Annotated in this window: 9 protein-coding genes and 1 pseudogene (1 of these 10 cut by a window edge); 6 read left to right on the top strand and 4 right to left on the bottom strand. The window is 48.0% G+C overall.

The features are described 5' to 3' along the window. Both QZ327_RS01855 and gap read right to left on the bottom strand, forming a co-directional pair. A pseudogene (locus QZ327_RS01855) lies at positions 1-620 on the bottom strand (M3 family metallopeptidase); it reaches 1,455 nt to the left of the window's first position. 141 nt (positions 621-761) lie between these two features. Then, entirely contained in the window at positions 762-1,772 is a 1,011-nt protein-coding gene (gap, locus tag QZ327_RS01850; protein ID WP_005835458.1) for a type I glyceraldehyde-3-phosphate dehydrogenase, read from the bottom strand. Positions 1,773-1,912: 140 nt separating this feature from the next. On the opposite strand from gap, the gene mscL reads away from it, so the two are divergent. Further along, a complete protein-coding gene (gene mscL, locus QZ327_RS01845) occupies positions 1,913-2,350 on the top strand; it encodes a large-conductance mechanosensitive channel protein MscL (RefSeq protein WP_294616637.1) in 438 nt (145 codons plus the stop codon). A gap of 116 nt (positions 2,351-2,466) precedes the next feature. Here mscL and QZ327_RS01840 read toward each other — a convergent pair whose 3' ends face one another. Beyond that, positions 2,467-2,715, bottom strand: a complete 249-nt coding sequence (locus QZ327_RS01840) for a hypothetical protein (RefSeq protein ID WP_294616635.1) — start codon at positions 2,713-2,715, stop codon at positions 2,467-2,469. Positions 2,716-3,192: 477 nt separating this feature from the next. On the opposite strand from QZ327_RS01840, the gene guaA reads away from it, so the two are divergent. Next, positions 3,193-4,746 carry a glutamine-hydrolyzing GMP synthase gene (gene guaA, locus QZ327_RS01835; RefSeq protein ID WP_294616634.1) on the top strand — a complete coding sequence of 518 codons (1,554 nt, stop codon included), beginning with the start codon at positions 3,193-3,195 and terminating at the stop codon, positions 4,744-4,746. A gap of 63 nt (positions 4,747-4,809) precedes the next feature. On the opposite strand, the gene QZ327_RS01830 is transcribed toward guaA, so the two are convergent. Beyond that, positions 4,810-5,472 carry a Crp/Fnr family transcriptional regulator gene (locus tag QZ327_RS01830; RefSeq protein WP_294616633.1) on the bottom strand — a complete coding sequence of 221 codons (663 nt, stop codon included), beginning with the start codon at positions 5,470-5,472 and terminating at the stop codon, positions 4,810-4,812. A gap of 266 nt (positions 5,473-5,738) precedes the next feature. On the opposite strand from QZ327_RS01830, the gene QZ327_RS01825 reads away from it, so the two are divergent. From QZ327_RS01825 to QZ327_RS01810, 4 genes are all read left to right on the top strand, one after another. Further along, a complete protein-coding gene (locus QZ327_RS01825; protein ID WP_294616631.1) occupies positions 5,739-6,335 on the top strand; it encodes a MarC family protein in 597 nt (198 codons plus the stop codon). A gap of 223 nt (positions 6,336-6,558) precedes the next feature. Next, on the top strand, positions 6,559-8,499 hold the full coding sequence (locus QZ327_RS01820) for a glycogen debranching enzyme N-terminal domain-containing protein (RefSeq protein WP_294616630.1): 1,941 nt from the start codon (positions 6,559-6,561) through the stop codon (positions 8,497-8,499). A gap of 14 nt (positions 8,500-8,513) precedes the next feature. Continuing rightward, entirely contained in the window at positions 8,514-9,779 is a 1,266-nt protein-coding gene (locus tag QZ327_RS01815; RefSeq protein WP_294616628.1) for a glycosyltransferase family 4 protein, read from the top strand. Positions 9,780-9,796: 17 nt separating this feature from the next. Next, on the top strand, positions 9,797-11,206 hold the full coding sequence (locus QZ327_RS01810; RefSeq protein WP_294616626.1) for a glycoside hydrolase family 57 protein: 1,410 nt from the start codon (positions 9,797-9,799) through the stop codon (positions 11,204-11,206). Positions 11,207-11,470: the final 264 nt, after the last annotated feature.

Here is an 11,470-nt window from a genome sequence, read left to right as displayed (position 1 = left end):
TCTTTGGCGCTTTCCGGCAGGCCGGACAGTTGGGTGGAGTCGGTAATCACCAGTTGGTAGTCGTTCGTCTCCTTCAGCGCGTTCTCGCTGAACTGCAAGGTGAGCAGGCTGAGTTCCTGGCTCAGGGCGCGGTATTTGTCTTTTGCTTCACCCTCGAGGTTGGCACCGCTGCGCACAAATCCGTTGTAGATGTCTTCCAGCAGTTTCTTCTGTTCGGGGTTCAGCGCCTCTTTCTCCTGTTGCTCGTATACGGTCTTGATGCGTGCAAACAGCTTTTCGTTCAGGCTGATGTTGTTTTCGTGCTCGCTCATCAGCGGCATCATCTTGCGGGCGAGTTCCTGCAACTCGTCGTTGGTCTCTGCGCTAAGCAGGTTGCCGAACACGGTGCCGGCGCGCCGGAGCATTTCGCCCGACTTCTCGTACGCCAATACGGTGTTGGCAAAGGTCGGGGCTTCAGGATTGCCGGTGATGGCATCGATTTCCGCCTGTTGCCTGCGGATGCCTTCGCGGATGGCGGGTTCATAGTGGGCAATCTCTATTTTATCGAACGGAACCACTCCGTGCGGTGTGGAGTATGCTTCGAAGAAAGGGTTTTTCTGGTCGGTTGTACAACTTGTCATGATGCAGAATGAAATAAGAGTGAATATAAGCTTTCTCATAAGTACTTTGTATTAATAAAAGAGTGAACTTTCTGCAAAGTTGCAAAAAAAACAGGCGACTTCATAGAAGCCGCCTGTTTTTTATTATTTTCTAACTGTATATTAGCAGTTAACTGATGCCATGTGAGCAATCAGGTCGAGAACCTTGTTAGAATAACCGATTTCGTTATCATACCAAGATACAACCTTAACGAAAGTATCAGTCAAAGCGATACCTGCCTTAGCGTCGAAGATAGAAGTACGAGTGTCACCCAAGAAGTCAGAAGAAACAACTGCATCTTCAGTGTAACCCAGAACACCCTTCAATTCGCCTTCAGAAGCTTCCTTCATGGCAGCGCAGATTTCAGCGTAAGTAGCAGGCTTAGCCAAGTTAACTGTCAAGTCAACTACAGAAACGTCCAAAGTCGGAACACGCATAGACATACCGGTCAGTTTGCCGTTCAATGCCGGGATAACTTTACCTACAGCCTTGGCAGCACCTGTAGAAGACGGGATGATGTTGCCGGAAGCGGCGCGACCACCTCTCCAGTCTTTCATAGAAGGACCGTCAACTGTCTTCTGAGTAGCAGTTGTAGAGTGAACGGTAGTCATCAAACCGTCAGTGATACCCCATTTGTCGTTCAATACCTTAGCGATAGGAGCCAAGCAGTTGGTAGTACAAGAAGCGTTAGATACGAATTGAGTACCCTTAACGTAAGTCTTCTCGTTAACACCGCAAACGAACATCGGAGTGTCATCCTTGGAAGGAGCAGACATTACAACGTATTTTGCACCGGCTTCGATGTGAGCTTGAGCTTTGTCTTTGCTCAGGAACAAACCTGTAGATTCTACAACATATTCTGCTTCTACTTCGTTCCATTTCAAGTCAGCCGGGTTTCTTTCTGCAGTGATGCGGATAGCCTGACCGTTAACGATCAATTTGCTGTTTTCAACGTCAGCTTCGATAGTACCGTCGAATTGACCGTGCATTGTGTCATACTTCAGCATGTAAGCCAAGTAATCTACCGGGCAAAGGTCATTGATACCTACGATTTGAATATCGTTTCTCTTCATTGCAGCGCGGAATACGAAACGTCCGATACGTCCGAAACCATTAATACCTACTTTAATCATTTTGTTTAAACTTTTAAGGGTTTTATAATGTTTAAAATTAAACTTTCAAACTTTTCCTGCATTTCTTTGCGAATTGCGGCGCAAAAGTAAGAAAATGTTTTTATATTCGTATCCAAAATTAGAATTAAATAATTGAAAAGATGGGAAAAAGTTCATTTTTACAGGAATTTAAGGCTTTCGCCATGAAAGGCAATGTGGTGGATATGGCTGTCGGTGTCATCATTGGCGGCGCGTTTGGCAAGATTGTATCTTCCGTGGTTTCTGATGTGATTATGCCGCCGCTGGGACTGCTGGTGGGTGGTGTCAATTTTACCGATTTGAAGTGGGTGATGAAACCTGCCCAAGTGGTGGACGGGCAGGAGATAGCTGCCGTGACGTTGAACTACGGCAACTTCCTGCAGGCCACTTTCGACTTCCTCATTATCGCCTTCTCTATCTTTATGTTTATCAAACTGCTGAACAGGCTGACCGAGAAGAAGAAGGCTGAAGAGACTCCCGCCACTCCTCCCGCGCCCCCTGCGCCAAGCAAGGAAGAATTGCTGCTGACGGAGATACGCGACCTCCTGAAGGAGAAATAGCAGGGTTGGGCTATATGTATTGAAAGGAGGATGTGCCGAAAACATGAAAAGCTTGCATGGCTTGTGGGTTGTTTCGGCATGTCCTCTTTTTTGTGCTCCTTGTCTTTGTCTTTTTGCTATTGCTCCTGTGTTTTCTGACAATCTGTATTTTCCGCCGTCTCAGAATCGGCTGTTTCCGTCCTTGCGTACTGCCGGTCGGAAAAAACGAAACGCAAAACGTTTATCTTGCTTCCATTCAGGAGGATATCGAAATCCTTACAAATCAACCGGCGGAGAATGCCGCCGGAAATGCCGTGTGCAGGCGTCCCGTTTTCCGGATATTGGCGTCTGTGGGGAGAAACATTAATGTCTGTCGTGAGGGACATTAATGCCTGTCATGACAGACAATAGCATCTATCGCGACAGACATTGGCTTCTGTCGGCAGAAAGACTTGTGTCCGGCGGCTGAAATGGCTGAAATCTGCATAAACGGTGCATTTCTATCGAAAATTGACGCATGCTTATCCGCGCTTTATGCAAGGCTTTTCCGGTTTGGAAGAAAGCGGGCGTGAGGGGAGTAAGCAAAATGGCGGCTTTCCCGTCTTTTTGCCATGCAGAGGGCGGATGCTGTTTCACTTTGCCTTGCGCGGGGCAGCCGGCGCGGTTTGTTTCCGGCGTCTGTCCGGTTGTTCGTATGCGGGTGTATCCTTTAGAAAAACGGCTCCGGAGAGGGGATGCCCGCAGCGGCTCCGTCTCACGGCTTCTTTTTTATACAGGCTCCAAACAAATATTACCGCATTTTTGCTTTCCGCTCTAAACAAATTCGTATCTTTGTACGCAAAATTACTAACACCTCTGTTACTATGCAAGAAAAGATTATCATTCTTGATTTTGGCTCACAGACCACGCAGCTGATAGGTCGCCGGGTACGCGAGCTGAATGTATATTGTGAAATTGTGCCTTACAACAAGTTTCCACAGGGAGATGCGAGTGTAAAGGGAGTTATTCTTTCGGGCAGCCCGTTTTCCGTATACGATGAAAGTGCGTTTAAGATAGACTTGAACGAGATACGCGGCAAGTATCCCATACTGGGCATCTGCTACGGCGCGCAGTTTATCTCTTACACCAACGGCGGAAAGGTGGAGCCGGCGGGTAGCCGTGAATACGGGCGTGCGCATTTGAACTCTTTTGATAAAGACAATGTACTCTTTAAGGGAGTAAAAGAAAATACCCAGGTGTGGATGAGCCACGGCGATACGATTACCGCTGTTCCTGCCGACTTCAAGACCATAGCTTCGACGGACAAGGTCCGGATTGCCGCCTACCAGGTAGAGGGCGAGAAGATGTGGGGGGTGCAGTTCCATCCGGAAGTGTTCCACAGCGAGGACGGCACGCAGATGCTGAAGAACTTTGTAGTGGAAGTGTGCGGCTGCAAGCAGGACTGGAGCGCGGCATCGTTCATTGAGACAACGGTGGCGCAGCTGAAGGAACAACTGGGAGACGACAAGGTGGTGCTCGGCCTGAGCGGCGGTGTGGACTCTTCGGTGGCTGCCGTATTGCTGAACCGTGCCATCGGCAAGAACCTGACCTGTATTTTCGTGGACCACGGCATGCTGCGCAAGGACGAGTTCAAGAACGTGCTCCACGATTATGAATGTCTCGGCCTGAACGTTATCGGCGTGGATGCAAGCGCCAAGTTCTTTGCTGAACTTGCCGGTGTGACCGAACCCGAGAAGAAGCGTAAGATTATAGGCAAGGGCTTTATCGATGTGTTCGATGAAGAGGCACATAAGATTAAGGATGTGAAATGGCTGGCACAGGGCACTATCTATCCGGACTGCATCGAGTCGCTTTCCATTACCGGAACCGTAATCAAGAGCCATCACAACGTGGGCGGTTTGCCCGAGAAGATGAACCTGAAACTGTGCGAGCCTTTGCGCCTGCTGTTCAAGGATGAGGTTCGCCGTGTAGGACGCGAGCTGGGCATGCCCGACCATCTGATTACACGCCATCCTTTCCCCGGTCCGGGGCTGGCAGTCCGTATTTTGGGCGACATCACTCCGGAGAAGGTGCGTATCCTGCAGGACGCGGACGATATCTTCATCCAGGGATTGCGCGACTGGCAAGTGAAGGATGCCGAAGGCAATGAAACGACGCTCTATCACCAGGTATGGCAGGCGGGGGTTATCCTGCTTCCCGTGCAGTCGGTGGGCGTGATGGGCGACGAACGTACTTATGAGCGTGCGGTTGCCTTGCGTGCCGTTACTTCTACCGATGCGATGACTGCCGACTGGGCACATCTGCCTTACGAATTCCTCGGCAAGGTATCTAATGACATTATCAATAAGGTGAAGGGCGTGAACCGTGTGACGTATGATATCTCGTCAAAACCGCCTTCCACAATCGAGTGGGAATGATAGATGATTGATATACAGATGGAAAGAGGGTGCGCTTAAGTGTGCATCCTCTTTTTGTATGTATCATACCAGCCTCTCCACGTCCGGTATGACGATTTCCCCGCGATGCAGTTCTATCCGGCCTTTTGCCTGCATGCTGTTGAGAGCCTTTGACACTGCTGTCCGGGGGACATTGACTATTTGAGCCAGGTCTTCCATTCTTATCTTCACCGCCTTCTCGCCCGACAGGCGCTCGGTGTGGCTGAGGATGAAGTGCAGGATGCGCGTTTCGGGCGTATCGCCGGATAGTGCCCATAAGCGGTTGTGCAGCATTTGGGTGCGGTTGCTGACGATGTTCATGTAGTTCAGGCGGAATATTTCGTAGTTGAAAAGCTCTTTTACGGCGAATGACTTGCTGATGCTGACGGTGTGCACCTCTGTCTTTGCCCGATAGGAGGATGCGTACTTTGTGTGCATGCCGAACATGGAATGGGCCTCGAGCAGGCAAGGAGCGGGAAAGTATTCGGTAAAGCTATAGGAGGAGTCGGCGGACGAGGTGCAGGATGCGACTTCCCCTTTCAGGACAAAGACCAGCTCATGACAGGGGCTTCCCTCTGCGATAAGGAGTTCGCCCGGCTTATGCTTCGTGAAGTGCAATTTTACTTTTTCCAAAATGCAGGTGAAGTCTTCTTGGGCAAGTCCTTGGAAAAGGGGCAATTGTAATAACGTATCAAACATTGTTTCCATATCATTCTCGTCTTCTTGTTGAAGAACAAAAGTAGGTATAATCGAACTCTGCCGTAAATACATGCCTTCTCTTTTTGTTTTTTTTATTATTTCTTAAGCGTGCTGCCAAGGTTCTTAAGGCATGGGAGTTATAGAAGGGCGATAACTCCTTCCGGTTCCTTTAGCTCCTGTGGATAAAAAAGCCGTGGCGTGCCGTTCATTCGCTTTTAAGAAATTTTGCGGAATGTATAAAAATAGATTATATTTGCAGAAAAAAAGGAGGATGTATGTTTTCAGCATTTGATTGGCAGCAGATGACCAGCGCTTTTATCGTGCTGTTTGCCGTGATAGATATCATTGGTTCTATTCCTATCATTATCAACCTGAAGGAGAAGGGAAAGGATGTAAATGCGGTGAAAGCCACATTGATATCGTTTGCCTTGCTGATAGGTTTCTTTTATGCGGGCGATATGATGCTCAAGCTGTTTCATGTGGACATCGAGTCGTTTGCCGTGGCGGGTGCGTTCGTCATTTTCCTGATGTCGTTGGAGATGATTCTTGATATTGAAATCTTTAAAAATCAAGGACCCATCAAGGAAGCGACGCTGGTGCCGCTGGTCTTTCCGCTGTTGGCGGGAGCGGGGGCTTTCACCACTTTGCTCTCTTTGCGCGCCGAATATGCCAGTGTCAATATCATCATAGCGTTGGTGCTGAATATGATATGGGTCTATTTTGTCGTCAGCATGACGGGGCGGGTAGAGCGCTTTCTGGGCAAAGGCGGCATTTACATTATCCGCAAGTTCTTCGGCATCATCCTGCTGGCAATCTCGGTACGCCTGTTTATGGCGAATATCTCGTTGCTGTTGGACAGCTTTCATCATTAAGGCGCGGTCTCTGACCGCCGCCGGAACCATTTGTCATACGTTGCGTTTCATATATTGTACGGGGATTTGATGTTTTCGTACAATAGTGCGGATTATTTGCTGCAAGGATGAAAAAAAACTGACTTTTTGTTTTGCGTATAGTCTTTAATTCGTAATTTTGGGCATCGCTACAAGCTTTGTAGCGCGTATGCCTGAATAATTAACCTTTAAATAATGCGCAACTATGAGTTATTTACGATTTGACAAGACCCTGATGGTTAATCTGCAAGAATCTTTGCCAAGGGAGATACTTCGGACTAACAAATCGGGGGCCTATCATTGTACGACGATTGTAGATTGTAACACACGAAAATATCACGGACTGTTGGTGATTCCCGTTCCCAACCTGGATGATGAAAACCATGTGCTGCTTTCTTCTCTGGACGAAACGGTAATTCAGCACGGTGCGGAATTTAACCTGGGGTTGCACAAGTATCAGGGAAACAACTTTAGTCCGAACGGGCATAAGTATATCCGTGAGTTTGATTGCGAGCATATCCCGGCAACTACCTACCGTGTGGGGGGCGTTATCCTCCGTAAAGAGAAAATTTTTGTACACCACGAGAACCGTATCCTGATTCGTTACACCTTGGTCGATGCCCATTCGGCAACCACGCTCCGTTTCCGCCCTTTCCTGGCATTCCGCAGCGTGCGCGAATACACGCACGAAAACGCACAGGCAAGCCGTGACTACCAGCCGGTGGAGAACGGCATAAAAACCTGCATGTATCCCGGATATCCGGAACTGTATATGCAGTTGAACAAAAAGAATGAGTTTCATTATCAGCCGGACTGGTATCGCGGCATTGAATATCCGAAAGAACAGGAACGTGGATATGATTTTAATGAAGACCTGTACGTGCCCGGCTATTTTGAAGTGGATATAAAGAAGGGCGAAAGTATTGTCTTCTCTGCGGGCATTTCGGAGATTTCACCCCGTAAACTGAAACAGGCTTTTGAAGCAGAGGCTGAGGACCGCACTCCGCGCGACAGCTTCTATCACTGTCTGAAAAACTCGGCTCACCAGTTCCACAACAAGCAGGGAGAGGAGCATTATGTGCTTGCAGGTTATCCCTGGTTCAAATGCCGTGCGCGCGACTTGTTCATTTCTCTGCCGGGGCTGACTTTGGCGGTGGATGAGCAGGATGAGTTTGAGGACGTCATGAAGACGGCGGAAAAAGCCATCCGCAATTTTATCGAAGACAAGCCGGTGGGTTATAAAATCTATGAAATGGAGCATCCCGATGTGCTTTTGTGGGCTGTGTGGACGCTGCAACAATATGCCAAGGATACATCGCGCGAACAATGCCGTGCGAAGTACGGCAAACTGCTGGAGGATATCATGGGATATATCCGCGGCCGTAAGCATGACAATCTCTTCTTGCACGAAAACGGTCTGCTTTATGCAAACGGCAGGGAAAAGGCTGTTACATGGATGAACTCTACGGTGAACGGGCATCCTGTAATCTCCCGTACCGGATATATTGTAGAGGTGAATGCCTTGTGGTATAATGCCTTGCGCTTTGTTTCGGATATCGTACGCGAGGGTGGAAATGACATTCTTGCAGACGAACTGGATGCACAGGCGGAGATTACCGGCAAATCTTTTGTGGAGGTTTTCCGCAATGAATACGGTTATCTGTTCGATTATGTGGACGGATATATGATGGATTGGAGCGTTCGCCCCAATATGATATTTGCCGTTGCTTTTGACTACTCTCCGCTGGACCGCGCACAAAAGAAGCAGGTTCTCGATATTGTGACGAAGGAGTTGCTGACCCCGAAAGGCCTGCGCACGCTGAGCCCTAAGAGTGGGGGATATAACCCGAATTATGTCGGTCCTCAGACACAGCGGGACTATGCTTACCACCAGGGTACGGCATGGCCGTGGCTGATGGGCTTCTATATGGAGGCGTATCTGCGTATATATAAGATGAGCGGAATTTCGTTTGTGGAACGCTATCTGATTGGCTTTGAAGATGAAATGACAAGCCATTGCATTGCGTCTCTGCCCGAATTGTTCGACGGTAACCCGCCGTTTAAGGGAAGGGGAGCGGTTTCGTTTGCCATGAATGTGGCGGAGATTTTGCGCATCCTGAAATTATTGTCTAAATATAATTCATAAGAGGAGGAACGAAGATGAAAGTTTTAATGTTTGGTTGGGAATTTCCTCCCAAAATATATGGCGGCCTTGCAGTTGCATCATACGGAATTACGAAGGGACTGAGTTTGCAGGGAGATGTCGAAACCACTTTCTGCATGCCCAAGCCTACAGGCGAGGAAGAGAAATTCTTGAATATAATCGGCATGAACCAAGTGCCTGTCGTATGGCGCGATGTAGATTATGGTTATTTGAAGTCGCGTTTGTCGACAATGAGTCCGGAACAATATTACGCTTTGCGTGACCATATTTATGCGGATTTCTCCTACATGCACGTCAACGACCTTGGCTGTATGGACTTTGCCGGTGGCTATCCGGGCAATCTGCACGAAGAAATCAATAACTTTTCCATCATAGCCGGCGTGGTGGCGCGCCAACAGGAGTTCGACATTATCCATGCGCACGACTGGTTGACGTATCCCGCCGGAGTGCATGCCAAGATGGTGAGCGGCAAACCGCTTTGCATCCATGTGCATGCCACGGACTTCGACCGTTCGCGGGGCAAGGTCAATCCTACTGTTTACTCAATGGAGAAGAACGGAATGGACTATGCCGATTGCATCATGTGCGTGTCCGAACTTACGCGCCGCACTGTGATTAATGAATATCATCAGGACCCGCGAAAAGTATTTGCCATGCACAATGCGGTGTATCCGCTCTCGCAGGAATATCAGGACATTCCACGTCCGGAACACTCCAAAGAGAAAGTGGTGACTTTCCTCGGACGTATCACCATGCAGAAAGGACCGGAATATTTTGTGGAAGCCGCTGCGCTGGTGCTGCAACGTACCCGCAACATACGTTTCGTAATGGCAGGTTCGGGAGATATGCTGAATGCCATGATTAATATGGCTGCCGAACGTGGCATTGCCGACCGATTCCACTTCCCCGGCTTTATGAAAGGCAAGCAGGTGTACGAGGTGTATAAGAACAGTGACGTGTTCGTCATGCCTTCCGTGTCCGAACCTTTCGGCATTGCTCCGCTGGAAGCCATGCAGTGCGGAACGCCCTCCATTATCTCCAAGCAGTCCGGTTGCGGTGAAATTCTCGATAAGGTAATCAAAACCGATTACTGGGACATTCACGCAATGGCGGATGCCATCTATTCCATCTGCATGAATCCTTCCCTGTTCCGTTATCTGCAGGAAGAAGGAAAGAAAGAGGTGGACGGAATTACTTGGGAAAAGGTAGGCTTGAGAATCCGTGCTCTGTATGAGGATGTGTTAAGAAACTATGGTAAATAACAAAACAATAAATACTAATGAGAACTATCTGTCTTTACTTTGAGATACATCAAATTATACATCTGAAACGTTACCGTTTCTTTGATATCGGTACAAATCATTATTACTATGATGATTATGCCAATGAAACAAGTATAAACGAAGTTGCCGAACGCTCGTATATCCCTGCGCTGAACACGCTGATTGAAATGGTGAAGAACTCGGGCGGCGCTTTCAAGGTGGCTTTGTCTATCTCCGGCGTGGCATTGGAGCAACTGGAAATCCATGCGCCTGCAGTTATCGACTTGTTGCACCAGCTCAATGATACCGGATGCTGCGAGTTCCTGGCAGAGCCTTACTCTCACGGACTCTCCTCTTTGGCAAACGAGGATTGCTTCAAGGAAGAGGTGATGCGGCAGAGCGCCAAGATGAAACAGATGTTTGGAAAAGCGCCGAAGGTATTCCGCAATTCCAGCCTGATTTATAATGACGAGATTGGTGCTATGGTGGCAAGTATGGGCTTTAAAGGCATGCTGACCGAGGGTGCCAAGCATGTGCTTGGCTGGAAGAGCCCGCACTATGTGTATCATTGCAATATGAACCCGAACCTGAAGTTGCTGTTGCGCGATTTTAAGTTGTCGGATGATATCAGCCTGCGATTCTCCAATTCCGAATGGAGCGAATATCCTTTGTTTGCAGATAAGTATATCAACTGGATTGATGCATTCCCGCAGGAAGAGCAGGTCATCAACATTTTTATGGAACTTTGTTCATTGGGCATGTCGCAGCCTTTGTCTTCCAATATATTGGAATTCCTGAAAGCATTGCCCGCATGTGCCAAAGAGAAAGGCATTACGTTCTCAACTCCTACGGAAGTTGTAACGAAGCTGAAATCGGTTTCACAATTGGATGTTCCGTACCCGATGTCTTGGGTAGACGAAGAAAGGGATACGAGCTGCTGGTTGGGAAATGTGATGCAGCGTGAGGCTTTCAACAAGTTGTATAGCGTTGCCGAACGTGTTCATATCTGTGACGACCGCCGTATCAAGCAAGACTGGGATTATCTGCAGGCAAGCAACAACTTCCGTTTTATGACAACCAAGAATAGCGGTATAGCCCTGAACCGTGGCATTTACGAATCGCCATACGATGCTTTTACCAACTATATGAACATCTTGGGAGACTTCATCAAGCGTGTGGATTCTCTTTATCCGGTAGATATCGACAACGAGGAGTTGAATGCCTTGCTGACTACAATCAAAAACCAGGGAGATGAAATAGAAGAACTTCATAAAGAACTGGAAAAAACGCAGAACAAGCTGGAGAAAGAAAAATCTGCCGAGAAGAAGAAAGAAACGAAAACAACAGCTAAGGCTGCCGCGAAACCTACTGCCAAGAAAACTGTTGCAAAGAAGGCTGCGCCGAAGAAGAAGGTTGCCGATAAGTAGCCGGATAAGCTTGGAATAAGCGGCTATGAATAGTCTATAAGGTTTGTGGTCAAAACTCTGACAGAATGTGCAATTGTCAGAGTTTTGACCACAAACTTTTATATTTAAGGTTGAGCATTCATTTTGTTTTCTGCTAAGAGCCTGTTTAAATTTTATTCAGCATTAGCTTCGCTCAAAACATTTTTTACCTTTTTGATATAGGTATAGTTTTTTGAGCGTTCTTTTCGAGGATGTTTTTCTATTTTTATGAGGAGCATAGCGGGC

It is taken from the genome of uncultured Bacteroides sp. (assembly GCF_910578895.1).
Lineage (GTDB): Bacteria > Bacteroidota > Bacteroidia > Bacteroidales > Bacteroidaceae > Bacteroides.
Note: the sequence above shows the minus strand (reverse complement) of the source record. Positions and strands in the feature narration are given on the sequence as shown.

Bases quoted from the DNA above. Each gene is read 5' to 3' on its own strand.
- gap (WP_005835458.1), bottom strand. From the start codon at position 1,772: ATGATTAAAGTAGGTATTAATGGTTTCGGACGTATCGGACGTTTCGTA.
- mscL (WP_294616637.1), top strand. From the start codon at position 1,913: ATGGGAAAAAGTTCATTTTTACAGGAATTTAAGGCTTTCGCCATGAAA.
- QZ327_RS01840 (WP_294616635.1), bottom strand. From the start codon at position 2,715: ATGTCCCTCACGACAGACATTAATGTTTCTCCCCACAGACGCCAATAT.
- guaA (WP_294616634.1), top strand. From the start codon at position 3,193: ATGCAAGAAAAGATTATCATTCTTGATTTTGGCTCACAGACCACGCAG.
- QZ327_RS01830 (WP_294616633.1), bottom strand. From the start codon at position 5,472: ATGGAAACAATGTTTGATACGTTATTACAATTGCCCCTTTTCCAAGGA.
- QZ327_RS01825 (WP_294616631.1), top strand. From the start codon at position 5,739: ATGTTTTCAGCATTTGATTGGCAGCAGATGACCAGCGCTTTTATCGTG.
- QZ327_RS01820 (WP_294616630.1), top strand. From the start codon at position 6,559: ATGAGTTATTTACGATTTGACAAGACCCTGATGGTTAATCTGCAAGAA.
- QZ327_RS01815 (WP_294616628.1), top strand. From the start codon at position 8,514: ATGAAAGTTTTAATGTTTGGTTGGGAATTTCCTCCCAAAATATATGGC.
- QZ327_RS01810 (WP_294616626.1), top strand. From the start codon at position 9,797: ATGAGAACTATCTGTCTTTACTTTGAGATACATCAAATTATACATCTG.